At 65.0% G+C, this 25,840-nt stretch carries 14 protein-coding genes and 1 riboswitch; of the genes, 6 read left to right on the top strand and 8 right to left on the bottom strand.

The genetic code is table 11. From position 1 onward, the window contains the following. Window positions 1-60: 60 nt before the first annotated feature. Entirely contained in the window at window positions 61-900 is an 840-nt protein-coding gene (locus tag YQ44_RS25130; protein ID WP_071325695.1) for an HDOD domain-containing protein, read from the top strand. A 71-nt stretch (window positions 901-971) separates the two neighbouring features. Here the strand turns inward: YQ44_RS25130 and YQ44_RS25125 are convergent, their stop codons facing one another. The 4 genes from YQ44_RS25125 to YQ44_RS25110 all read right to left on the bottom strand — a co-directional run bounded on the left by YQ44_RS25125 (window position 972) and on the right by YQ44_RS25110 (window position 5,599). Continuing rightward, window positions 972-2,792 (bottom strand): DUF885 domain-containing protein, encoded by a 1,821-nt coding sequence (locus tag YQ44_RS25125; protein WP_071325694.1) that lies wholly within the window; start codon window positions 2,790-2,792, stop codon window positions 972-974. 161 nt (window positions 2,793-2,953) lie between these two features. Further along, complete coding sequence (locus YQ44_RS25120) at window positions 2,954-4,057, bottom strand: M48 family metallopeptidase (RefSeq protein WP_071325693.1); 1,104 nt, start codon at window positions 4,055-4,057, stop codon at window positions 2,954-2,956. Continuing rightward, complete coding sequence (locus tag YQ44_RS25115; RefSeq protein ID WP_071325692.1) at window positions 4,054-5,220, bottom strand: HPP family protein; 1,167 nt, start codon at window positions 5,218-5,220, stop codon at window positions 4,054-4,056. Before YQ44_RS25115 ends, YQ44_RS25120 begins: the two co-directional genes overlap by 4 nt. Window positions 5,221-5,299: 79 nt before the next feature. Next, on the bottom strand, window positions 5,300-5,599 hold the full coding sequence (locus tag YQ44_RS25110; RefSeq protein WP_071325691.1) for a DUF3349 domain-containing protein: 300 nt from the start codon (window positions 5,597-5,599) through the stop codon (window positions 5,300-5,302). A gap of 150 nt (window positions 5,600-5,749) precedes the next feature. On the opposite strand from YQ44_RS25110, the gene YQ44_RS25105 reads away from it, so the two are divergent. Beyond that, window positions 5,750-6,253, top strand: coding sequence for a thioredoxin family protein (locus tag YQ44_RS25105; RefSeq protein ID WP_083412038.1), 504 nt, complete (start codon window positions 5,750-5,752; stop codon window positions 6,251-6,253). 5 nt (window positions 6,254-6,258) lie between these two features. Here the strand turns inward: YQ44_RS25105 and YQ44_RS25100 are convergent, their stop codons facing one another. Continuing rightward, complete coding sequence (locus YQ44_RS25100; protein WP_071325690.1) at window positions 6,259-8,265, bottom strand: methyl-accepting chemotaxis protein; 2,007 nt, start codon at window positions 8,263-8,265, stop codon at window positions 6,259-6,261. Window positions 8,266-8,453: 188 nt separating this feature from the next. Further along, window positions 8,454-8,951 carry an Lrp/AsnC family transcriptional regulator gene (locus tag YQ44_RS25095; protein ID WP_071325689.1) on the bottom strand — a complete coding sequence of 166 codons (498 nt, stop codon included), beginning with the start codon at window positions 8,949-8,951 and terminating at the stop codon, window positions 8,454-8,456. Between the two features lie 154 nt (window positions 8,952-9,105). Here YQ44_RS25095 and YQ44_RS25090 point away from each other — a divergent pair, with 154 nt between their 5' ends. Further along, window positions 9,106-11,133 carry an aminotransferase class V-fold PLP-dependent enzyme gene (locus tag YQ44_RS25090; protein WP_071325688.1) on the top strand — a complete coding sequence of 676 codons (2,028 nt, stop codon included), beginning with the start codon at window positions 9,106-9,108 and terminating at the stop codon, window positions 11,131-11,133. A 424-nt stretch (window positions 11,134-11,557) separates the two neighbouring features. Next, the gene (locus YQ44_RS25085; RefSeq protein ID WP_071325687.1) at window positions 11,558-20,164 is read left to right on the top strand and encodes a GH36-type glycosyl hydrolase domain-containing protein; all 8,607 of its coding nucleotides are present in this window, start codon (window positions 11,558-11,560) and stop codon (window positions 20,162-20,164) included. Here YQ44_RS25085 and YQ44_RS29190 read toward each other — a convergent pair. After that, on the bottom strand, window positions 20,150-20,386 hold the full coding sequence (locus YQ44_RS29190) for a hypothetical protein (protein WP_156894977.1): 237 nt from the start codon (window positions 20,384-20,386) through the stop codon (window positions 20,150-20,152). The two genes, YQ44_RS25085 and YQ44_RS29190, sit on opposite strands and share 15 nt — an antisense overlap. Before the next feature lie 112 nt (window positions 20,387-20,498). Then, window positions 20,499-21,074, bottom strand: coding sequence for a TMEM165/GDT1 family protein (locus YQ44_RS25080; protein WP_071325686.1), 576 nt, complete (start codon window positions 21,072-21,074; stop codon window positions 20,499-20,501). Window positions 21,075-21,095: 21 nt separating this feature from the next. Next, window positions 21,096-21,265: riboswitch (yybP-ykoY riboswitch) on the bottom strand. A 146-nt stretch (window positions 21,266-21,411) separates the two neighbouring features. Between YQ44_RS25080 and YQ44_RS25075 the strand changes: the two genes are divergently transcribed. Both YQ44_RS25075 and YQ44_RS25070 read left to right on the top strand, forming a co-directional pair. Further along, window positions 21,412-23,823, top strand: coding sequence for a M1 family metallopeptidase (locus YQ44_RS25075; protein WP_071325685.1), 2,412 nt, complete (start codon window positions 21,412-21,414; stop codon window positions 23,821-23,823). Between the two features lie 117 nt (window positions 23,824-23,940). Beyond that, window positions 23,941-25,800, top strand: a complete 1,860-nt coding sequence (locus YQ44_RS25070) for a M1 family metallopeptidase (RefSeq protein WP_071325684.1) — start codon at window positions 23,941-23,943, stop codon at window positions 25,798-25,800. The last annotated feature ends 40 nt before the right edge of the window (window positions 25,801-25,840 follow it).

The raw sequence follows: 25,840 nt of genomic DNA, 5'->3' as shown, positions 1-25,840 counted from the left end.
ATTTCTGCTATAACGTGGAATTGTTTTCTAGAATAATAGCTGAGGCGGATTGATCGTATGATGAATAAATTACAGGCGTTCGGTTTGATCGTTTCCCAAGCGGTGCGCGGAGAATTGACGTTTCCCACCAGCGTGAATTCCGCCTTGCAATTACAGCTGGCATTGGCCGAGCCGGATTGCCATATCGATCACGCCATCAAGCTGGTGCTGGCCGAGCCCCTGCTGGCGGCGCGTACGGTCGCGCTGGCCAATTCGGCCGTGTATAGCCGCGGCGATGCGCCGCCCGTCACCAGCGTGCGCGCGGCCGTCATGCGCATGGGTTACCGCAATCTGTATGCGCTGGTGGCGGCCATGGTGGTGCGCCAGTTCGGCAGCAAGATCATCGATCCCGTGCTGCGCCAGAAGGCGACCCAGCTGTGGGAGCACACGGCGCATGTGGCGGCGCTGGCGCACGTGATCGCCCGCCGCGTCACCAACGTCGATCCCGATACGGCCCTGTTCGCCGGCATCGTGCATGAGGTGGGTGGTTTCTATCTCCTGTCGCGCGCCGATGAATTTCCTGGCTTGCTCGACGACGATGCCGATCACTGGATGGAATCGGCCGAGGAAATCATTTCCCGCGAAGTCATGAAGAAGCTGCTGATACCGCAAGCCGTCAGCGAGGCCATCGAAGGCTTGCGCGATGGCTTGCTGTCGATCCCGCCCGACTCCCTGCTCGATACTTTACTGCTGGCCAAGCAACTGTCGCCCGTGCCTTCGCCGCTGCAGGTGACATTTGTGGAAATGCTCACGCCATCCGATTCCGTGATCGACTTCATTATCGACAATGACACCCTGCAAAGCATCCTGGCCGAATCGGCCGAGGAAGTGCGCTCGATGAGCGCGGCGCTGCTGGTGTAACCCTCAGCGCGCAGGCGAAAAAAAACGGCAGCCCGTCAAGGAGCTGCCGTTTTGCCTTCAGGCGCCGCGTCTTATTTCCGCTGCGCGATCCACAGGTCGACCTTGGCTTCCAGCAGTTTCAGGGGCAGGGTGCCGTCGCTGAGCACGACTTCATGGAACTTCGGCAGGCTGAACTTGTCACCCAGCGCCTGTTGCGCGCGCTGGCGCAGTTCGACGATCTTCAGCGAGCCGATCTTGTATCCCAGCGCCTGGCCGGGCCAGGCCATGTAGCGTTCCGTTTCGCTTTTCGCCACGGCGTCATAGCCGAGGGTATCGCGCATGTACTTGATCGTCTGCTCGCGCGTCCAGCCCTTGGTGTGCAGCCCCGTGTCGACCACCAGGCGCACGGCGCGCAGCATCTCGTCGTTCAAGTGGCCGAAATATTGCGCCGGATCGTCGAACAGGCCCATTTCCTTGCCCAGGGTTTCCGCGTACAGGGCCCAGCCTTCCGTGAAGGCATTGTTGCCGCCGAAGCGGCGGAAGTTCGGCAAGTCCATCTCTTGCACCAGCGCCAGGTGGAAATGGTGGCCTGGCTTGCCTTCATGCAGGAACAGCGTCGTCATTCCCGTGTCGCCATACAGTTTCGGATCGGTGACGACAGACCAGAACACGCCGGGCCGCGAACCATCGGCGGCCGGCGCCGTGTAGTGGTCGGCCGCCGTGTCGCGGCTCAGCTCGGGCTCCAGGCGCAAGTCCAGCGGCGCCTTCGGCACCAGCGTGAACAGGGCCGGCAATTTGCTGTCGAGCAGCACGTTCATCTTGCGGTAGACGTCGAGCACTTCCTGGTCCGTCTTGAACGGACGGTATTTCGCCTGTTCCGAGACCCACACGGGCAAGCCGGCGGCCGGGCCGTTGTAGCCCATCTTCGGACCCACGATCGCATACTGTTCCTGGATGCGCGCCACTTCCTTCAGGCCGATGGCGTGGATCTGTTCCGGCTTCAGGTCCGTCGTGGTGCTGCTGGCCACGCGCGCCTGGTACCAGGCTGCGCCATCGGGCAGGGCGCTCCAGCCGCTGCTGTTGCGGCTGGCTGGCAGGTAATCCTGTTCCATGAACGTGGCCAGGCGCTGCAGGGCCGGCATCAGCTTGGCCTCGATGATGACGGTGTAGGTTTGCGTCAGGCGCGCCTTGTCGGCGTCGGAAAACCCGGCCGGCAAGTTCTTGATCGGTGTGTAATAGACGCTGGCCTGCGGCGTGGCGCTGACGAGCTTCTTGAATTGCGGCAGTGCCGATTCCGTCAGCGCCTTCGGCAGCACGATGCCTTTTTGCATGCCGACGCGCATGTTGGCGATGGCCTGGTCTATCCAGCCCGGCAATTGGCCGATACGGCTCAGGTAAGCGTCATACTCCTTGACCGTGGTCAAAGGCTGCGATGCCTCGCCGCCCGCATAATTGGCCAGGGTGACGGGCATGCTGTCCATCTGGTTCAGCGGCAGCAGGTACTCGGGGAAACGCTCGAAGCTCAGCGCCGTGGCCAGTTCATAGTCGAGGATGTCGTAGTTGATCTGGTCCTGGTGCGACAGCTGCTGGCGCGCGATGGCGCGCAGGGTCTTCTGGTACTGGTGGTACAGCGCAAATTGTTTGGCGCGCGCGGCAGGCACGATGGCCGAGCCCAGCTGGTCATCAAAACGGTTGTCGCCGCTCTCGGTGGCGTTGATCGGCTCGAAACGGGCCAGCGCATCGTAGTACTGGTCGGCCAGCACTTGCAGCTGCTGCCTGGCCTTGGGCGCGCTGACGGCCGGCGCGACGGTTGCCTTGGCAGCGGCTTGGGCTGCGTGCGCGATGGGCGCGTAGGCGAGTAACAGGGAGACGGCCAGGGTGCCGAGGGTGCCGGCGGCAAAACGATGCTTCATGCGCGATGTCCTTTGTAAGGAGGAGAATGAACGGAGGCGTAGCGAGGTCGGGATGGCCGGTCGCGGAGGAGCAGCCGGGGCGTAAGCATACGCCATTGCCCGGCTCGTTTGGATAATTTATCTTGGGCAGAAGCTGCCACTTCTGTGTCGCGCAGGCGCGGCTATTTGACGCTGGCCGGCAAGGCCGCTTTCATCTGCTGCCAGCTGCCGCTTTGCAAGGGCAGGCAGGCGGCGCAGGGCGTGGCGGCGATCAGGCTGCGGATCTTCTGCGCGCGCGTGGCCGTTTGCGGATGCGACGAGAGCCAGCCCGGCGCGGCAGCCTTGTCCTGTTCCTTGTCGCCGAGTGTCTGGAAAAACGTCAGCATGCCGTCGGGGCGGATATGCGCGCGCTGCAAGGCGTGCAGGCCCAGCCGGTCTGCTTCTTCCTCCATGTCGCGGCTGAAATACAAGGTGCCGGCCTGGTGCGCCAGCATGGCGGCCACGGCGCTGATGTCGCCGATGGTGACGCCCACCAGGGCGCCCCAGCCCAGGCTGCTGATCATTTGCCGCAGCGAATGGCGTTGTTCCACATGCTGTACTTCATGCGCGAGCACGCCGGCCAGTTCGCCGGGGTCGGCCGCCTGGCGCAGCAAGCCTGTATGCACGACGATGATGCCGCCGGGCATGGCGAACGCATTGACACTGTCATCGTTCCTGACCAGCCAGCGGTACTGGTAGCGCGAGCCGGCCGTCAGCTTCTGGCCGATTTCCTGCACGGTGTGCTGCGCCGCACCGCTCTCGACGATGCCACCCTGGGCGCGCACTTGCGCCAGGGCCAGTTCGCCCAGCTGCTTTTCCGTCGACAGCGGAATCCATCCCGCCAGCACGCCGATGGCATGGCCGCCCTGCCACCACAGCAATGCCGTGGCGGCGACGGCCGCGCCCGTCAAGCCTGCCAGCCAGCCAGACACCTGCCGGCGGTTGCGCTGGCGCTCGCCCCACAGGCGCTGCAATTGCGGCTGCAGCGCGGCCGGCGCTTCCTGCAAGACGGTGGCGATGGCGCTTGCTCCCAGCGGCTTGAGCGCCGCTTGCCGGCCTTGTCCGTCGAGCCAGTTCAGGAACAGCTCTGGCCCATCGACGCCGCCGACGCTGACGACCAGTTGCGCGATATCGACGCTGTGACCGGGCGCGTCGATGACCAGCTGGTTGCCGAAGAAATGCGCGCTGACGGGCGTGCCGGCCGAACCGCCCTCGGGGCCAGTCAGCAGGGCCTGGAATGGCGTCATGCCACGGCCTCGGCAAAGCGGCTTTCGTACAGGGCCGCCATCAGGTCGGACTGGCTGATGATGCCGGCCAGGCGGTCTTCCTCATCGACGATGGGAATGTGGTGGTAGCCGGCGTCGGCCATCAGGGGCACCAGGTCGATGATGGGCGTGCCAAGGCGGGCCGTATGCGGTGACGGCGTCATCAGTTGCCCCACCACTTCCGGCTTGTCGCTGTGGCTGAGGCCGCTGCGCTGCAGCAGGCTGCGCAGGCGCTGGCGCATGCCCTGATAATCGTCGAGTCCGCCATGGCGCAGGAAATCCGTCTGCGTGATGATGCCGATGACGCGACGGGCCCGGTTCAGCACGGGCAGGGCGCCCACCTGATGCTCGCGCATGGTGCGCCAGGCGGCATCGAGCGGCGTGCCGAATTCCACGCTGAGCACGTCCTTCGACATGATGTCGGCGCAGGTGACGACGCCGAAGCGGCGCTGGTAGGCGCGCATCTCCGTTTGCAGGAAGATGGCCTGCAAATCGTCGCGGCTGATGTCGAGCACTTCGCTGTGCTGGCGCAGCACGGCGTCGAGGTCGTCCGGCGAAAAGCCCAGGCGGTTGCTGGGCACGTCATCCTTGGTGGCGTGCGGATGCGGCGTTGCCAGCTGCTGGGTGTGCGGGTAGCGGCGTCCCGTCAGGTTGTTGTACAGCACGGCGCAGGCGACCAGCACGGCCGAATTGAACAGCACGGTGATGAAGACGAATTCAAAGCCGGCCGCATGCACGCTGGCGCCGCCCACGACGGTGGTGAGCGCCACGGCGCCGCCGGGCGGATGCAGGCAGCGCAGCGCGAACATGGCGCCGATGGCCAGGCAGGCGGCCAGCGCCGCCACGCCCACGCTGGGTCCCAGCCATTTGACGCAAGCCACGCCCACCAGGCCCGAGACGACATTGCCTCCCACCACCGACCATGGTTGCGCCAGCGGACTGGCCGGCAGGCAGAACAGCAGGACGGCGGAAGCGCCCATGGGCGCGATCAGGTAGACGCTGGCGCTATTCGGGGCCAGCAGGAAATGGCAGATGAGACCAGTGAGCAGCAGGCCGCAGATGGCGCCCGCGCAGGCGCGCAATTGTTCGCGGCGGCTGCCATTGTTCGGTTGCGGCAGCCAGCGTGCCAGGAAAGAAGTCGTCATGGTGGGGAGGGCGCGTTCGGGCCGCGTTGCTCAGTGTGAGCCCGATATTATCCCATGCGTGCTGTTTCGCTGCCTGCGCTCACTCATCCTCTGCACAGACGGCCTGCAAGCCGTGCCGTTCCAGCAGGCTCCTGACGGCGGCGATGGCGGCCGGTTCCGGTTTGCTGCTGGCGCAGGCATGGATGTCATTGCCGACCCTTGCCTCATCCTTGCCCGTGACGGCGGCCACCAGCAGGGCCAGGTTGCGGTCGGAAAAGTGTTCATACAGCAGGGCCAGCACGGGGAAATACGCCGCGTCGGGCATGCCGCCGGGATAGGCGCTGCGCAGCATGCGCGCGGCGCCCGACAGGGGCGGGGGCAGGGTATCTTGCAGGCGCACGTCGCGTCTCCTCGGGATTGCTTATACGTTTTCCGCATAAGCACAGTGCAATTAAATGGTGGATATTTCTGACAAGCAGGCATATTCTAGGCAATCACGCCCGCTGGCGCCTGTTCAGCTGGCCTCACGATCTTCTCTCAGGAGCCCTGCATGCGTCTTTCCATCCTCTTCGCCAGCCTGCTGTTCGCCGGCGCCGCCGTTGCCGCCGCCCCGACACCTACCGCCGCGCCTGCCGCCACGCCGCATTTGCCCTACAACGCGGCGGCAGACGCCAAGGCCGACGTGGCCCGCGCGCTGGCCGAGGCCAAGGCGGCCCATGTGCCCGTGCTGCTGATCTTTGGCGCCAACTGGTGCGAGGATTGCCGCGCGCTCGACAAGGCCCTGAAGGAAGGGAAAAATGCACAGCTGATGCAGCAGGAATTCAAGGTCGTCAAGGTCGATGTCGGCAATTTCGACCATAACCTGGACGTGGCGCAAGCCTATGGCAATCCGCTCAAGAAAGGCATCCCGGCCGCCGTGCTGGTTTCCAGCGACAATAACCAGGTGCTGTACGCCACCAAGGGCGGAGAGCTGGCGAATGCGCGCCGCATGAGCGAAAGCGGCATCCATGACTTCTTCAAGCAGGCGGCCAGCGTGAAGTCGCCGGCCCTTTAATCGGCTTAAAACTCTTCCCACGCATCGCTGGCCGGCGCTTTCGGGCGCGCGGCCGCTGCCGGTGTCCTTGCCATCGCTGGGCGAACAGGCTTGGGCAGCGCGGGCTGGCTGGTCAGCGCAGGATGCGCCGCCGCATGGCCCGATTCCTCCAGTTTGAAGACGCTGACCACCTGCGCCAGCCGGCCCGCCTGATCCTGCAGGGACTGGGCTGCCGCGGCCGCTTCCTCCACCAGTGCGGCGTTTTGCTGGGTCGCATCATCCATCTGCGTGACGGTGGCGTTGACTTGCGCGATGCCCTGGCTTTGCTCCTGGCTGGCCGAGGCGATCTCTCCCATCAGGTCTGCCACGCGCTGCACGGAAACGACGATGTCCTGCATGGTGGCGCCGGCTGAATCGACCAGCTTGCTACCGGCTTCCACCTTGCTGCCCGAGTCGACGATCAAGTCCTTGATTTCCCGGGCCGCCGCGGCCGAGCGCTGCGCCAGGTTGCGCACTTCCGTCGCCACCACGGCAAAGCCACGGCCCAGCTCTCCGGCACGGGCCGCCTCGACGGCCGCGTTCAGGGCCAGGATATTGGTTTGGAACGCAATACCGTCGATCACGCCGATAATGTCCGCGATCTTGCGCGAACTTTCCGTAATGGCGCCCATCGTCTGCACCACTTGTCCCACCACCTCGCCGCCCTTGACGGCGTGGCTCGAGGCCGACACCACCAGCTGGTTCGCCTGCCGCGCATTGTCCGCGTTCTGTTTCACGGTCGACGTCAATTCTTCCATGGCCGCCGCCGTTTCTTCCAGGCTTGAGGCCTGGGCTTCCGTACGCGCCGACAGGTCCAGGTTGCCCGACGCGATCTGGCTCGATGCGCTGGCAATCGCCCCTGTACTGTCGCGAACTTCGCGTATCGTCACGTTCAGCGACGCGACGAAGCGGTTGAAGGCGGAAGCCAGTGCACCGACTTCATCTTCCGATTCGACCAGCATGCGGCGGCTCAGGTCGCCATTGCCGCTGGCGATTTCACCCAGCATGTCGGCCGCCCGCGCGACGGGCGCGGCAATGGCGCGGCTGATGGCGTAGATGATGGCGAGGGCGATGCCGCCACCCACGAGGCCGGCGACCAGCGCGGCGATCAGCGCCGAGCGCGTGACATTGCCCAGCACTTCCGCTTCCGGCACTTCGGCCAGCACGTACAGATTCAATTCCGGCACGAAAGAGGCGGCGATGAACTGGCGGCCGGCGGGTGCAGCGTAGGTGGCGTAGGCGTATTTGTTACCGGTCAGCAGCGTCTTGCTCAAGGCGTCGTCAAAGCCGGGCAAGTCTTTCAACTGGTGCTTGCCATCGGCCAGCGCCGTGTCGCGGTGCACCAGCAGCACGCCGTTGGCGCGCGCCAGGTAGACATAGCCGGTCTGGCCGATCTTGTAGCCGCGGATGGTGTCGGCCAGCGCATTGATGGACAGCCCCAGTCCGGCGGCGATCTGCTTGCCGCCCGCCGTCTGGCCACGGGCGTTCAGATACAGCATGAGGTCGTTCGAATTTTCCGCCTTGTCGATATCGAGCGTGTAAGCCTTGTCGCCGGCCAGCAAGCCATAGAACCACTGGTCGGCGGCCTGGTTCTTGTCCAGGGTGCGCAGCAAGCCATCCGTGGTGAAATACTTGCCCGTGCTGGCCGAGGCCCAGTTGATCGAGGCCGCCTTGTTCTTTTCTTTCACGGCCTTGGCATAGCGCTGGAAGGTGGCGATGCCGCTGTCGGGCAAGCCCGCGTCTTCCCAGTCTTGCAGGTAGACGTCGTTGGCCATCGTCTGCACGACGGACAGGGGCTGGCTGATCTGGCGCAGCACGTCGTTGCGGATTTCGCCCACCTGCGCCGGCAGTTCCTGGCTGACGACGCGCTCGCGCACGTAATCGCTGCTCATGCGCACGCTGAGGAACGAGGAAATCGCCATGAACAGCAGCAGGCACAAGCCCATGCTGAACAGCAGTTTTTTCTGGATGGAGAGGCGGCGGAGCAGAGACATGGAAGACCTTGGAGGATGGCCTGCGCAATCGGCAGAAAGGCGGGCAGGCAAGCAGGCAGTATACCGGCCGGGCCTGGCGCCATGCCGCACCATTGCTGCTCTTTGTTAATTTATGTTGCATTGCAACAACGTGAAAAACAGGCAATCATGTCTTTTTTCCATGCATCGTGGTGGCACCCGGAAACGCGTCAGGCCGGCAAGCCATGGGCGATCAATTCCAGCGGCAATTCCGTGCTGCACTTGATTTGTTCCATGGAAAAGGCCGACGACACGCCCGTCAGCTGCACGGCCTTGATGAGCTTTTTATAGAAGGTGTCATAGCCCTTGATGTCGGTGGTGACGACTTTCAGCAGGTAGTCGATGTCGCCGCTCATGCGGTGAAACTCCTGCACTTCGGGCAGCACGATGACGGCGGCGGCAAAGCGGCGCAGCCATTTTTCATCGTGCTGGCCCGTGCGCACGCTGACAAACACGGTCACGGGCAAGCCGACTTTTTGGCGGTTGACGATGGCCACGCGGCTCTCGATGTAGCCGTCTTCCTCGAGCCGCTTGACCCGCTTCCAGCAGGGCGTGCTGGACAGGCCGATCTTCTCGCTGAGGGCGGCGATCGACAGGGTGCCGTCCTGCTGCAGGGCGGCCAGGATGGCGCAGTCGAACTTGTCGAGTGCCGTATTTGGTGAATTCATTTTACTATTCCAATTTTTATAGCATGAACATGCTGCATATTACCGTAGTTGCAGTGTCTTTTGGCATATCTTCACGGGGGCGCACCGGTAGACTATCCATACGTTACAGCCGCTTGCGCTGCGCCCTTTTTTAGAGAATGCCCGGACTGCCATCATGAAAGAAATCTACCTCGACAGTAACGCCACCACCTGCGTGCTGCCCGCCGCCGTTGCCGCCGCCACGCAGGCGATGGCGCACGGCTACGGCAATCCCAGCAGCACCCACGCCACGGGGTTGCAGGCCAAGGCCATGATGGATGGCGTACGCCGGCGCGCCAGCGGCCTGCTGGGAACGGGTGACGGCCGTCTGATGTTCAACAGCGGCGCCACGGAAGGCATCCAGACGGCCGTGCTGTCGGCCCTGTGCGCGCTGCGCGAACGGCGCGATGCGGGCAAGCGCATCGGCAGCCTGCTGCTGTACGGCGCGACCGAGCACAAGGCCGTGCCGGAAAGCCTGGCGCACTGGAACCGCCTGCTCGGCTTGAACCTGGAACTGCGCAAGCTGCCCGTCGATGCGCAGGGGCGCCACGATCTGCAAGCCCTGGGCGCCCTGGTCGGCGACACGGCCATGCTGTGCACGATGGCGGCGAATAATGAAACGGGCGTCGTCAGCGACCTGTCCGCCATCGCGCAGCTGCTGCAGGAGCGCGGCGCCGATGCGTACTGGATGGTCGATTGCGTGCAGGCGCTGGGCAAGCTGAAGCTCAATCTGGCCGCCACGCGCATCGATTACGCGCCGTTTTCCGGCCACAAGCTGTATGCGCCGAAGGGCATCGGCATGCTGTACGTGCGCGCCGGCGCGCCGTTTACGCCGCTGATGATGGGTGGTGGCCAGGAAGCGGGGCTGCGCTCGGGCACGGAAAACATGGCAGGCATCGCCGCCCTCGGCGCCGTCCTGGCCGCGCTGGAAGACGGCTCGACCTTCCGCAGCCACGCCGAACTGGCCACTTTCCGCGAGCGCCTGGTGGCCAGCCTGGAGCAGGCATTCCCCGGCATCGTCTTCAACATGCCGTTCGAGCTGTCGCTGCCGACCACGCTCAATTTTTCCGTGCCCGGCCTGTCCTCGAAAGAACTGCTGGACCTGTTCGACGCGGCGCGCGTGCGCGTCAGCTCGGGCAGCGCCTGTTCGGCCGCCAAGGCCCTGCCCAGCTATGTGCTGGAAGCGATGCATGTGCCGCAATGGCGGGCCAGTTCGGCCATCCGCCTGTCGTTCGGCCCCCTGGTCGATGAGGCGACCATCGCCGCCGCCTGTGCCCGCATCGCCCGCTGCGGCGAGGCGCTGCGCCACAGCTGCCTGCTGCCGTCGGCGCTGGCGCCATCGCCGCACGACGGCGTGATCCAGCTGAGCGTTGACGGCCAGTGCACCTGGGTGCTCAGCGACGCCGCCAGCGCCAGTTGCGTCGTCATCGATCCCGCTGCCGCGCTGGTGCCGCGCCTGGCCGCCTTCATCCGCTGCCAGCACCTGGCCCTGCGCGCCATCGTGCATACGACGGCGCCGACCGACCATGGCGCGGCGCGCCTGGCGCTGCTGCAGGAACTCGAGATCGAACAGGTGGGCCGCGTCGATATCGATGGCGAGCTGGCATTCGGCCAGCAGCGATTGCGCCGCATCGAGTGCGGCGCGACCCATGTGTACCTGCTGGGGCAGCGCTATGCCTTCACCGGTTCCCTGGCGCCGCAAGCCCTCGCACCCTTGCTCGCTGCCGGCCTGGTGACGCCCGACACCGTGCTGTGTGCGGCGGGCAACGATGGCAGCATCTGCAACACCGTGCGCGCAGTGCAGGACGGCATCGTGCCGGCCGCCGAACTGCAGCTTGATGCGGCAGGCTTGCCGGCCTTCCTGCGCCAGCATCCGGACGCCATCCTCGTCGACGTGCGCGAAGCGTATGAACACGCGGCTTGCGCCGGCCAGGTGTTCGAGGGCTGTGAAGTGCGCAGCGTGCCGCTGAGCCGCCTGGCGGGCCAGGTGGGAGCATGGCTGCAAGAGCCGCGGCGTCCGCTCGTGTTTTTCTGCCGCAGCGGCAACCGCAGCGCGCGTGCGGCCGCCTGCCTGCGCCGCCTGGGCCATGGCGCCGCATGGCAGTTGAACGGCGGCATGGCGCTGGCGGAAGCGACGCGCCACCCGCTGGCCATCGCGGCTTAAACCAGCGCAACATTTTCTTTTTGCAATCTTGCACCGCGTCATCACTGGCGCGGTGCCTGTAATTCATTTCTTGTAGGCATTTTTCTTCCGCCTGCCTCGCTGTTTTCTCTGCCCGCACGCCGCCAAAGCGCCAGCTATGTACGCTAGCGCACGGTCTTGCGCGCGCCGCGCACCTACGATGAAGTTCAGAAAATCTCCCTATACCCTGAGATTCGTCGCAACGCTCCGGCGCTTCGCTTTCCGTCTTCGCCAGTGTCCGTTCTTGTTTTTCCTGACTGGGCCGAGGTAGCGGAGGCCGCTGGCTGCATGCGCGCACCTAGCGAGGCCCAAGTTGAAAGAGTACACAGCAATAGTCACGGAGCAGATCAGGCAACAGCTTTCCCGATTCAAGGAAATCTTCCGCGACCATCCCCTCGCCACGGACATGTTCGACGCCGCGCGCGACGATGCCTTGCCCCTGCGTTCAGAATTATTCAGCGCCATGCAGATGGCCGCCCACGGCAAGCACGTGGCTGCCGGCCACGCCGTGGGCAAGCATCATGGCCGCGACCGCCTGCTGGCCCGGCTGGCCGACAATGCGGCCCTGATCACGGCCACCGTCAACGAATTGACGGCCACCGTCAAAAGCGGACGCCAGGTCACGCCCGCCTCGGAATGGCTGCTCGATAATTTCTACCTGATCGAAGAGCAGATCCGCACCACGCGGCGCCACCTGCCGAAAAACTACAGCAAGGAGCTGCCCCGTCTGACCACGGGCTTCGATGCCGGCTGTCCGCGCGTGTACAAGATCGCGCTGGAAATCATCTCGCATGGCGATGGCCGGGTCGACCTGGAAAACCTGTGCCACTTCGTCGAGGCGTACCAGGATGTCGCCACCCTGACCCTCGGTGAACTGTGGGCCGTGCCCATCATGCTGCGCCTGGCCCTGATCGAAAACCTGCGCCGCGTGGCCGTGCGCGTGGCCGACGACCGCATGCAGCGCGACCTGGCCAATACCTGGGCCGACCAGATGACGGACATCGCCGAACGCAATCCCAGCGGCTTGATCCTGCTGGTGGCCGACATGGCGCGCTCGAATCCGCCGATTACCAGCGCCTTCGTGGCCGAGCTGTCGCGCCGCCTGCAGGGGCAAAGCCCGTCGCTCACCCTGGCCCTGTCGTGGCTCACGCACAAGCTGGCCGAGTCGGGTCTTACGATCGAGCAGCAGATCCAGTCCGAGATCGGGCAGCAGGCGGCGGACCAGGTGTCGATCGCCAACAGCATCGGCAGCCTGCGTTTTCTCGGCACCATGGATTGGCAGGAATTCGTCGAGACCATGAGCGTGGTCGAACAGACCCTGCGCCTGGATCCGGCCGGCACGTATGGCTTGATGGATTTTGCCACGCGCGACAGCTACCGCCACGCCATCGAACGCATCGCCAAGCGCAGCGCGCGCAGCGAAATGGAAGTGGCCGAGATGGTGGTGCAGCTGGCGCACACGCATGGCGGCGGCAGCGATGCGCGCCGCGGCCATATTGGCTTTTACCTGGTCGGGCGCGGCGTGCTGGTGCTGGAAAAGCAGGCCGGCGCGAAGCTGCCCTTCATCGAGGCGCTGCAGCATACGGCGCGCGCCGCGCCGTTGGCCGTCTACCTGGGGGCCATCTCGTTCCTGACCCTGGCCACGAGCGCGCTGCTGCTCGAGCGGGCCGTGCGCCATGGCGTGCAGGGCTGGCTGCTGGCGGCGCTGGGCGTGCTGGCGCTGCTGGGCAGCAGCCAGCTGGCCGTGGCCGTGGTGAACTGGCTGGCGACCCTGATGACGTCGCCGCACCCGCTGCCGCGCATGGATTACCAGGCCGGCATTCCATCGGACGCGCGCGGCATCGTCGTGGTGCCGACCTTGATCTACAGCAAGGAAAACGTGGCCGCCCTGTGCGAGGCGCTGGAAGTGCGCTACCTGGCGAACCGCGATCCGAACCTGCGTTTCTGCCTGCTGACCGACTTTGTCGACGCGGACGCGCAAACCTTGCCCGGCGACGACGCCTTGCTGCGCCAGGCGCAGGACATCATCCGCGGCCTGAACGATAAATATCGCGTGGAGGGCGTCGAGTTCCAGGAGAACGGCGACCCGGCCGACGCCGCGGACCTCGGCCATGTGGGGCCCTTCCTGCTGCTGCACCGTCCGCGCCTGTGGAATTCGCAGCAGAATGCGTGGATGGGACAGGAGCGCAAGCGCGGCAAATTATCCGACCTGCACGCCTTCCTGCGCGGCGGCGCGCGCGATAAATTCTCGCTGGTGGAAGGCGAGCTGCGCGGCCTGCGCACGATCAAGTACGTGATCACGCTCGACACCGATACGCAGCTGCCGCGCGATGCGGCGCGCGAATTCATCGCCACCATGATGCACCCGCTGAACCGCCCCGTGCTGGATGCGGCCGGCACGCGCGTGGTGGCCGGCTACGGCATTTTGCAGCCGCGCGTGGCCGTCGCGCTGCCCAGCGCGAACGCCTCGCGCTACGAGCTGCTGTGCGGCGGCGAGCCGGGCATCGACCCCTATACGCGCACCGTTTCGGACCTGTACCAGGACGTGTTTTATGAAGGCTCGTTCATCGGCAAGGGCATCTACGACCTCGACATGTTCGAGCGCGTGCTGGGCCAGCGCCTGCCCGACAATAAAATCCTCAGCCACGACCTGCTGGAAGGCTGCTATCTGCGCGCGGGCCTGCTCAGCGACTCGCAGCTGTATGAGGAATATCCGGCCCGCTATGATGCCGACGTCAGCCGGCGCCAGCGCTGGATACGCGGCGACTGGCAGCTGATCGGCTGGCTGCTGGGCCGCGTGCCGGGCCGCGCCGGCAAGCGCGAACGCAATCCATTGTCGATGCTGTCGCGCTGGAAGCTGTTCGACAACCTGCGCCGCAGCGCGGTGGCGCCGGCCACGACCCTGTCCCTGCTGCTCGTGTGGGGCTTCCTGCCCCACGTGGCTTTCTGGAGCGCGGCGGTGCTGGCCATCATCTTCCTGCCGCCCGTTTTTTCGGCGCTGTACGACCTGCTGCGCAAGCCCCGCGACACGCTGTGGCGCCAGCACCTGGCCGCGTTCGAGCGGCGCTGCGGCGTGCAGTTCTCGCATGCCATGCTGACGCTCGTCTTCCTGCCGTACGAGGCCTACATCAGCCTCGACGCCATCGCGCGCACCCTGTGGCGCCTGGGCGTGTCGCACAGGCATTTGCTCGACTGGCGCGCCTCGAACCTGCACACCTCGTCCGGCTCGCAGGCGGACAGCTGGCGCGCCATGTGGTGCTCGCCCGTGCTGGCGCTGGCCACCGCGGGCGCCCTGTTTTACTGGCGTGCCGACTCCTTGCCGGCAGCGGCCGTGGTGCTGTTGCTGTGGCTGGCCGCTCCCGCCATCGCCTGGTGGATCAGCCGTCCCATCGAGCGTGCCGTGGCGCGCCTGTCGGCCGAGCAGGGACGCTTCCTGCATGGCGTGGCGCGCAAGACCTGGGCCTATTTCGATACCTTCGTCGGCCCTGACGATCACTGGCTGCCGCCCGATAACATGCAGGAGCATCCGAACCTCGTGGTGGCGCACCGCACCTCGCCGACGAATATCGGCCTGGCGCTGCTGGCCAACCTGACGGCCTACGATTTCGGCTACCTCACCATGGGCCAGCTGATCGAACGCAGCCGCGCTACCTTGCACAGCATGGGCGAACTGGAACGCTTCCAGGGGCATTTCTATAACTGGTACGACACGCAGACCATGAAGGCGCTGCAGCCGATGTATATCTCGACGGTCGACAGCGGCAACCTGGCCGGCCATCTGCTGACCTTGCAGCCAGGTTTGGTGGAACTGTACGACGCGCCCATCGTCGGCCTACAGGTGGTGCAGGGCATCCGCACGACGGCGCAGGTGCTGCAGGAATTCATCGCCGCCGAAGGCGAAGGCAAGGGCGTGCGTGAAGCGCTGGCGCTGCTGCAGATGCCTGCCGCGCCGGCCAGCCTGCCGGAGTGGCACGCCTACCTGCATGCGGCGAACGGCGCCGCCGATGCCTTGCTGTCGCTGACCTTGCAAAGCGAGGATGGCGAACTGCCCATGTGGACGGGGGCGCTGGCGCGCCAGTGCCGCGCGGCGCTGGCCGAATTGCTGCAACTGGCGCCATGGGCGGCGCACGCGGGGCTCGCTGGATTGGACGCGTCGCTGGCGCGCGTGCCGACGCTGCGCGAACTGGCGAACCTGGAAACGGCGGACGGCACGCCGTCCGAGCTGGCCGTGCTGCTGGCGCAAGGCCGCGAACAGGCGGGCCGCTTCATGCGCGACATCGCCCATGCGGCGGGCCAGGCGCGCGACTTCGCGCAGGTCGAGTACGCGTTCCTGTACAACCCGTCGACCAAGCTGCTGGCCATCGGCTACAACGTCAGCGAGCGGCGCCTGGATCCCAGCTACTACGATTTGCTCGCTTCCGAAGTGCGCCTGGCCAGCTTCATCGCCATCGCCCAGGGCCAGCTGCCGCAGGAACACTGGTTCGCGCTGGGCCGCCAGCTGTGCATGGTGGCCGGCCAGCCGGTGCTGCTGTCGTGGAGCGGCTCGATGTTCGAATACCTGATGCCGCTCCTGGTGATGCCGAACTACCCGAACACCTTGCTCGACCAGACCTACCGCTCCGTGATCGAGGCGCAGATCGATTATGGCCGCCAGCGCGACGTGCCGTGGGGGATTTCCGAGTCCGGTTACAACACGGTCGACGCCAGCCTGAATTACCAGTACCGCGCCTTTGGCGTGCCTGGGCTGGGCTTGAAGCGGGGCCTGGCCGACGACCTGGTGGTGGCGCCGTATGCCAGCATGATGGGTTTGATGGTGCAGCCGGAAGCGTCGTGCCAGAACCTGCAGCGCATGCAGGCGGCCGGCTATATGGGCCGTTACGGCTTCTTCGAAGCCATCGATTTCACGACGGCGCGCCTGCCGCGCGGCCAGGGCAGCGCCGTCATCCGCTCGTTCATGGTGCACCATCAGGGCATGGGTTTCCTCTCCCTCAGCTACCTGCTGCACGACCGCCCCATGCAGCGCCGTTTCGAGTCCGATCCGCTGCTGCAGTCGGCCTTGCTGGTGCTGCAGGAACGCACGCCGCAGGCGGGCGCTTTTTACTCGAACACGGCCGAACTGGCGGTGCTGCGCAGCGGCGCGCCGGAGCAGGCCATGCCGATGCGTATCCTCACGCAGGCCAACAGCGCCGTGCCCGAAACGCAGCTGCTGTCGAATGGCCGCTACCACGTCATGGTGAGCAACGCGGGCGGCAGCTACAGCCGCTGGAAGGACCTTTCCGTGACGCGCTGGCGCGAAGACAGCACGCGCGACAACTGGGGCAATTTCTGCTACCTGCGCGACCTCGACGATGGCCAGGTCTGGTCCGCCATGTATCAGCCGACGCTGGTCGAGCCGAAAAAATACGAGGTGATTTTTTCCGAGGGGCGGGCGGAATTCCGCCGCGCCGACCACGGCCTCGATCTGTACACGGAGATCGTCGTCTCGCCCGAGGACGACATCGAAATCCGCCGCACGCGCATCAGCAATAATTCGAACCGCCAGCGGCGCATCGAGATCACCAGCTATGCCGAAGTGGTGATGGCGCCGGCGGCGGCCGATGCCGCCCATCCCGCGTTCAGCAAGCTGTTCGTGCAGACGGAAATCCTGCCGCACGAGAATGCGATTTTGTGCACGCGCCGGCCCCGCTCGAAAGACGAGCAGATGCCATGGCTGCTGCACGTGATGACGGTGCACGACGTGGAACGCTACGAGGTCTCGTTCGAGACGGACCGCGCGCGCTTCATCGGCCGCGGCAACACGGCGCAGCTGCCGCAGGCGCTGCAGGACAGCGGTCCCTTGAGCGGCGGCCAGGGCTCCGTGCTCGACCCCGTCGTGGCCATCCGCTATGTCATTACCCTGGCGCCGGACCAGGCGATCACGGTCGACAGCGTCACCGGCATGGCCGAGCAGCGCGACGCGGCACTGCACCTGATCGACAAGTACCAGGACCGCCACCTGGCCGACCGCGTGTTCGAGCTGGCCTGGACGCACAGCCAGGTGGTGCTGCGCCAGCTCAATGCCAGCGAAGCCGATGCGCAGCTGTACGCGCGCCTGGCCAATGCCGTGATCTATCCGAATGCGTCGCTGCGCGCCGAGGCCAGCATCCTGATCAAGAACCAGCGCGGCCAGTCCGGCCTGTGGGCGTATGCGATCTCGGGCGACCTGCCCATCGTGCTGCTGCAGATACGCGATGCGGCCAATATCGAACTGGCGCGCCAGATGGTGCAGGCGCACGCCTACTGGCGCCTGAAGGGGCTGGTGGTGGACCTGGTGATCTGGTACGAGGAGCAGTCGGGCTACCGCCAGCTGTTGCACGACCAGATCATGGGCCTGATCGCCTCGGGCATCGATGCGCAGGCGATCGACCGTCCGGGCGGCATCTTCGTGCGCCTGGCCGAGCAGATCGCCAATGAAGACCGCATCCTGCTGCAATCGGTGGCGCGCGCCATCATCAGCGATTTGCGCGGCACTTTGGCCGAGCAGGTCAAGCGTCCCCCCAGTCCCGTGCTGCGCATGCCGCCGCTGTTGCAGGATTCGGGCCGCGAGCCGGTCAGCGTGCCGCACCGCGCCGCGCCGCGCGAGCTGATTCTGGAAAATGGCCTGGGCGGCTTTACGCCGGACGGCCGCGAATATGTGATCACCACCGGCGAGATGGGGCGGACGCCGGCGCCCTGGTCGAACGTGCTGGCCAACGCCCAATTCGGCACGGTGGTATCGGAGTCCGGCCAGGCCTATACGTGGAACGAGAATGCGCATGAATTCCGCCTCACGCCATGGCAGAACGACCCTGTTTCCGACCTGTCCGGCGAGGCGTTTTACGTGCGCGACGAGCAGAGTGGCCAGTTCTGGTCGCCGTCGGCCCTGCCGGCGCGCGGCAGCGGCGACTATGTGACGCGCCACGGCTTCGGCTACAGCGTGTTCGAGCACAGTGAAGGCGGCATCGCCACGGAACTGTGCACTTATGTGGCGCTCGATGCGGCCGTCAAGTACTCGGTGATCAAGGTACGCAATGACAGCGGCGTGCCGCGCCGCCTGTCCGTCACCGGTTACGTGGAATGGGTGCTGGCCGACCTGCGCGCCAAGTCCGGCATGCACGTGGCGACCGAAGTCGACACGATCAGCGGCGCGCTGTTTGCGCGCAATAACTACAACACGGAGTTTTCCGGCCGCGTCGGCTTCTTCAATACCGACGCCAGCATCCGCTCGATCACCTGCGACCGCAATGAATTCATCGGCCGCAACGGCAGCCTGGCGCAGCCGGCGGCATTGCGCAGGGTGCGCCTGTCCGGCAAGGCCGGCACGGGCCTCGATCCGTGCGCGGCGATCCAGGTGCCGTTCGAGCTGCAGCCGGGGCAGGAGCGCGAGATCGTCTTCATTCTCGGCGTGGGCGGGCGCCGCAATGCCGACGCCAGCACCATGGTGCAGCGCCACGCGGGCAAGGAGGCGGCCCGCGCTACCCTGGACAAGGTGCGCGCCTACTGGGAAACCACGCTCGGCGCCGTGCGCGTCGAGACGCCCGATCCATCGCTGGACGTGATCGCCAACGGCTGGCTGATGTACCAGACCATCGCCTGCCGCCTGTGGGCGCGCAGCGGCTATTACCAGTCGGGCGGCGCTTACGGTTTCCGCGACCAGCTGCAGGACGCGATGGCCATGATCCATACGGCGCCGCAGCTGCTGCGCGGCCATCTGCTGCTATGTGCGGCGCACCAGTTTGTCGAGGGCGATGTGCAGCACTGGTGGCATCCGCCATCGGACCGCGGCGTGCGCACGCACTGTTCCGATGATTACCTGTGGCTGCCGCTGGCCACTTGCCGTTACGTGATCGCCACCGGCGACGTGAATGTGCTGTCGGAGGTGGCGCCCTTCATCGAGGGGCGTGCCGTCAAGCCGGAAGAGGATTCCTATTACGACCTGCCCGTGCGCTCGGGCGAATCGGCCGACCTGTATGAACACTGCGCGCGCGCCATCCGTCACGGCTTGCGCCTGGGCGTGCACGGCTTGCCGCTGATTGGTTCCTGCGACTGGAACGACGGCATGGACAAGGTGGGCGAGCATGGCAAGGGCGAGAGCGTGTGGCTGGCCTTCTTCCTGTACGAAGTGCTGCAGCGTTTTGCCGAGGTGGCCGTGCTGCGCGGCGATGCGACGTTTGCCCAGTTTTGCCGCGACGAGGCCGTCAAGTTGTCGGCCAACGTGGAGGAACATGCCTGGGATGGCGAGTGGTACCGGCGCGCGTATTTCGACGACGGCACGCCGCTCGGCTCGCACACCAACGAGGAATGCCAGATCGACTCGATTTCGCAAAGCTGGGGCGTGCTGTCCGGCGCGGCCGACAAGGAGCGGGTCGCGGGCGCCATGCGCCAGGTCGATGCGCGCCTGGTGCGACGCGAGTCCGGCGTGATCCAGCTGCTCGATCCGCCGTTCGACAAGTCGGATCTCAATCCCGGCTATATCCGTGGCTATGTGCCGGGCGTGCGTGAAAATGGCGGCCAGTACACGCACGCGGCCATCTGGACGGCCATGGCCTTTGCCCGCCTGGGCGACGGCGAGAAGGCGTGGGAGCTGCTGCGCATGATCAATCCCGTGCGCCATGGCGTCGACGCGCAAGCCGTGGCGCGCTACAAGGTGGAGCCGTATGTGGTGACGGCCGACGTGTATGCCGTCTCGCCGCACGTGGGGCGCGGCGGCTGGAGCTGGTACACGGGGTCGTCGGGCTGGCTGTACCGGCTGATCGTTGAATCCCTGCTGGGATTGACGCGCGAAGCGGACGTGCTGCGCCTGGCGCCGACCATGCCGGCCGAGTGGAGCAGCTTCAAGTTGCATTACCGTTTTGGCGCCAGCAGCTATGCGATCACGGTGGAGAAGGCGGCCGGGCGGCCGGCAGGGCTGTCGCTCGATGGCGTGACGCAGGACGGCGACAGCATCGCCTTGCGCGACGAGGGGCGCGAGTATGCGGTGCTACTGCTGCTGTAGTTTTGTCGTCGTGCCTTGCCATGTCTCGTGTTCGGGGCGGCGCCGGCCGGCCAGCAGGATCAGGCCGGCACCGAGCAGCAACAGGTCGCGCGTACGCACTTCGGAGGTGGCGTCGCGCGCGGCAGGCACCGCCTGAGGGGAGGTGGGTGTCGCCGTGGCGGCGGATGCCTGGCTGGCGCAAGCGGCCAGGCACAGGGCCGCGATTCTTCCATTTAACTGCATACATTCCTTAAAAAAGCGCGCCAGCCGTACGGCATCAGCGCGCCGGTGTGCATGTCGACGGCATTGTAAATATCGACATGAACATTGTAAATAGGAAATTTTTTGCCGGGCCTCAGAAACCCAGGGCGGCGCCCGCACCCAGCAGGGTCGCCACGCCCAGCACGGCAAACACCAGCGCGGCGATGCCGTGCACCAGGCGCAGCGAGACGCGGTTGGCGATCCTGTCGCCCAGGTACACGGCCGGCACGTTGGCCAGCATCATGCCGAAGGTGGTGCCCAGCACGACGGAATAAATGTCGTGATAGCGCGCCGCCAGCGCCACCGTGGCCACCTGTGTCTTATCGCCCATTTCAGCCATGAAGAAGGCGATCAGGGTGGTCAGGAAGACGCCGTACTTGGCCAGCTTGGTCTCGTCTTCATCGAGCTTGTCGGGGATCAGGGTCCAGGCGGCCATCGCCAGGAACGACACGCCCAGCACCCAGCGCAGCACGTCCGGTCCCAGCATGCTGGTGATCCAGGCGCCGACGGCGGCGGCAAACGCATGGTTGGCGATGGTGGCGACGAAGATCGCCAGCACGATGGGCAAAGGCTTGCGGAATTTGGCGGCCAGGAGGAAAGCCAGGAGTTGGGTTTTGTCGCCGATTTCAGCGAGACCGACGATGCCGGTGGAGATGAGGAATGCTTCCATGAGATTGCGAGAGGTACGTGGGCCGGACGAATTAACCAATGATCCACGGGCGACTCCGGCCCATGCGGCCGCCCTGGATCAATGGTCTCGTCAAGTTCTGCAACCACCTGCACCATGGCCTGCGGGCCAATCATGTTGATACAGGTTCCTGCGGCATGGCCGCGGGACGACTACTCCCCAATGTTCGAGGCGCATCATACGCCAATGCCGGCGGCCGCGCCAGTGCCGGTGGGGAGGGCGGGCGCGTTGTGTGTGGGGCGCCGACAACAATGAGCAATCAGCAAACAGACTCGACTTAGAATGCAGTTCTGTCCACGACTCCCAGATGGAATGCGCCATGCCGGTTCTTGTCCGCTTGCTTGCCCTGTGTTTGATGCTGTCTGCCTCCTGGCCCGGTGCATCCGCCGCCGCGGCCGCGCCATTCGACGACAAATTCCGCCAGCTCGAGGAGCTGCTGCCCACGCCGAATGCCTACCGCACCGCATCGGGCGCGCCTGGCCACGCCTACTGGCAGCAGCGCGCCGACTATGTGATACGCGCCCGGTTAGACGAAGCGCGCCGCGAAATCACGGCCAGCGAACAGATCACCTATCACAACCATTCGCCCGACAGCCTCGCGTATCTGTGGCTGCAACTGGACCAGAATGGCTTGCGCAAGGATGCCGACCAGCGCCGCGTGCTGAGCGCGCCCTCGCGCCAGGCCTGGCTCAGCGGCAATGAGGAAGAGGCGCTGAAATTCGAGGACTTGCGCGCCATCCATGCCGGCCGCGAATTCGATGGCGGCTTCAAGCTGACGGCCGTGACATCGGCCAACGGCAAGCCGCTGCCGCATACGGTCAACCAGACCATGTTGCGCATCGATTTGCCGCAGGCGCTGGCGCCCGGCCAGAGCATCAGTTTTAACATCGACTGGTCATACAAGATCAATGACCAGAAGGTGCTGGTCGAGCGCTCAGGCTATGAGTATTTCGAGGATGACAGGAACACGATCTTCCAGGTGGCGCAGTGGTTCCCGCGCATGGCCGCCTATTACGATGCCGTCGGCTGGCAGCACAAGCAGTTTCTCGGCTCCGGCGAATTCACGCTGGAGTTTGGCGACTACGAGTTGTACCTGACGGTGCCGTCCGACCATGTGGTGGCGGCCACGGGCGAGCTGCAGAATCCTTCCGCCGTCCTGAGCGCGGCGCAGCGCGAGCGCCTGGCCAGGGCACGGAACAGCAACACGCCGCTGCTGATCATCACCCCCGGGGAAGCGCTGGCGGCGGAAAAAGGGCAGACGGCGGCGACGAAGACCTGGCACTTCAAGGCGGCCAATGTGCGCGACGTGGCGTGGGCGTCGAGCCGCAAGTTCATCTGGGATGCGCAGGGCTTGGATAGCGGCGGCAAACGCGTGATGGCCATGTCCTACTACCCGAAAGAAGGCAATCCGCTGTGGCAGCAGTACAGCACGCGCGCCGTCGTGCATGCGATCGAACAGTACAACAAGTACAGTTTCGATTACCCGTATCCGAATGCGATTTCCGTCAATGGCGCCGTGGGCGGCATGGAGTATCCGATGATCTCGTTCAATGGCGGGCGGCCCGTGAAGGACAAGAAGACGGGCGACATCACGTATTCGAAGAAGACCAAGCACGACCTGATCAGCGTGATCATCCATGAGGTGGGGCACAATTATTTCCCCATGATCGTCAACTCGGACGAGCGCCAGTGGACGTGGATGGATGAAGGCTTGAATTCCTTTTTGCAGTACCTGGCCGAGCAGGCATGGGAAGAGCATTTTCCGTCCTGGAATGGCGAGCCGCGCAAGATCGTCGACTACATGCGCAGCCAGGACCAGGTGCCCATCATGACCAATTCCGAATCCTTGCTGCAGTTCACGGCGAATGCCTACGACAAGCCTGCCACCGCCCTCAACATCCTGCGCGAGACGATACTTGGACGCGAACTGTTCGACTTCGCCTTCAAGCAGTATGCGCAGCGCTGGAAGTTCAAGCGCCCCACGCCGGCCGACTTTTTCCGCACCATGGAAGACGCTTCCGGCACGGACCTGGACTGGTTCTGGCGCGGCTGGTTCTACACCACCGACGCCGTCGACATCAGCATCGACGGCATCAGCGAATATGGCGTGAACACGAAGAATCCGGAAACGGAAAAGGCGTGGAAAAAGGCGCAGAAGGCGGCGCAGCCGATCTCGATCTCGGACCAGCGCAACAAGGCGCTGCCGAAGAAGGTGGACATGGATCCCGCGCTGAAGGATTTCTACAACCAGCACGATGAATTCACGGTCACCAACAAGGACCGCAACAGCTATGCGGAAGAGCAGGAAGCGCTGGAACCATGGGAGAGAACCATGCTGGAACAGCGCGCGCAGGGCAAGCATCTGTACCTGGTCGATTTTTCGAATATCGGCGGGCTGGTGATGCCGCTGATCCTCGAGATCGAACTGAAAAGCGGCAAGAAGCTCATCGAGCGCGTGCCGGCCGAAGTATGGCGCTACTCGCCGCACAAAGTCAGCAAGGTGATCGTCACGGATGAACCGATGGTCGGCCTGGTGCAGGATCCGTACTGGGAGACGGCCGATATCGACACCAGCAACAACGCCTGGCCGCGCAGGATCACGCCGTCGCGCCTGGAACTGTTCAAGCAGGACCGCGACAAGAACAACCTGATGAAGGATTTCAATACGCCGCTGAAGGCGCCGGAGGCAAAGCCGCCGGCCAGGGCCGGGGGCGCGCCTGAGGCGAAATAGGGAAACGGCGCCGGCCAGTCCGGCGCTTTTTCTGCCAGGCGGGCGCCGGAAGTGCTATTCTGCGCGACGCCCGGCGCACACTTGCCGGTGCTTTCGCAAATCATTCAAAAGACGACCATGCAAACTATGACCTATCTGCGCGCGCTGGGCTGTGCGCTACTCTGCCAGGTGACCCTGGCCGCGCACGCCGATCCCCTCAGCTACGCGCGTTACGACCAGGTGCGCACGCGTGACCTGCAGCTGGACCTGAAAGCCGACTTCAAGCAAAAGACCCTGTCCGGCTATGCCGAGCTGTCGCTGAACTGGATCGATCCGGCCGCGCGCACCCTGGTGCTCGACACGCGCGACCTGGCGATCGCCAAGGTGCAGGTACAGGACAAGCGCGGCGCATGGCAGATGGCGCCATACCAGCTGGACAAGGCCGACCCGGAAAAGGGCCAGGCGCTGCGTATCACGACCACCGGACAGCCTGAAAAAGTACGCGTCTACTATCACACGGCGCCGGGCGCCATCGCGCTGCAGTGGCTCACGCCGCAGCAAACCATGTCGGGCAAGCTGCCCTTCATGTTCAGCCAGTCGCAAAGCATCAACGCCCGCTCCTGGGTGCCGTCGCAGGATACGCCGGCCGTGCGTTTCACCTACAGCGCGCGCATCGATGCGCCGGCCGGCATGCGCGTCGTGATGAGCGCCGAGAATGACGAAAAAGCCACGGGCAAGGGTGGCTGGAAATTCAAGATGCCGCAGCCGATTCCATCGTACCTGCTCGCCATTGCCATCGGCGAACTGGAAGTGCGCAAACTCGGCCCCCGTTCGGCCGTGTATGCCGAACCGCCGCGCATCAAGGCGGCCGAATACGAGCTGGCCGATACGGAAAAGATGATCCAGGCGGCAGAAACGCTGTATGGCCCGTATGGCTGGGGCCGTTACGACATGATCGTGCTGCCGCCATCGTTCCCCTACGGCGGCATGGAAAACCCGCGCCTGACCTTCCTCACGCCGACCATGATCGCGGGCGACCGCAGCCTGGTCGACCTGATCGCGCATGAACTGGCCCACTCGTGGTCGGGCAACCTGGTCACCAACGCTTCGTGGAAGCACATGTGGCTCAACGAAGGTTTCACCACCTACGTCACCACGCGCATCGTCGAGCAGCTGTACGGCAGCGAAGTGGCGCAGATGGGCGTGCAGGTCGACCAGGAAGAACTGGCCGCTTCGATCCGCGAATTGCCGGCCGCGAAAACGGCGCTGATCACGCGCGATGCCGACGCCAATCCGGCGGAAACGTATACCGACGACGGCATCATTTATCCGAAGGGCGCCTGGTTCCTGGCGACCATGGAGCAGCGCGCGGGCCGCGCCGTGTTCGATCCCTTCCTGCGCGGCTGGTTCGACCAGCATGCGTTCCAGAGCGTGACGACGGCGCAGTTCATCGACTACCTGCGCAAGAATCTGCTGGCGCAGCATCCGGACGTGATGCCGGAAGCGGAACTGAACGAATGGCTGTATGGCACCGGCATGCCGGCCAGCGCCAAGCGCGTCGTCTCGCCGCGCCTGGCGCTGCTGGACCAGCACCGCGACGCCTGGCTGAAGGGCGGGCTGGCGACCAAGGACCTGGGCATGGACAAGTGGATCGCCATCGAGTCGATGCACTTCCTGAACGACATCAATGGCAAGGCCAGCGCCGCCCAATTGCGTGAACTGGACCAGGTCTACGGCGTGGGCAAGAGCGGCAACAATGAAGTCGCTTACCGCTTTTACCTCGCTTCCGTGAACGCCGGCTACGACGTGCAGCAGCCGCTGCGGGCATTCCTCATGAGCGTGGGCCGCCAGAAGTTCGTCGTGCCGCTGTATGCCGCCCTGATGAAGACGCCGCAAGGCCATGCCTGGGCCAAGGACGTGTACGCGAAGGCGCGCGAACGCTATCACCCGGTGACGCAGGAAAGCGTCGACAAGCTGATGGCTGCCCAGGCGCGCTGAGGCGCCACGATATCAACCCTGCTGACTGAACTTTTGGAGT

Origin of the sequence: Janthinobacterium sp. 1_2014MBL_MicDiv (genome assembly GCF_001865675.1) — a bacterium.
Taxonomy (GTDB): domain Bacteria; phylum Pseudomonadota; class Gammaproteobacteria; order Burkholderiales; family Burkholderiaceae_D; genus Janthinobacterium.
Note: the sequence above shows the minus strand (reverse complement) of the source record. Positions and strands in the feature narration are given on the sequence as shown.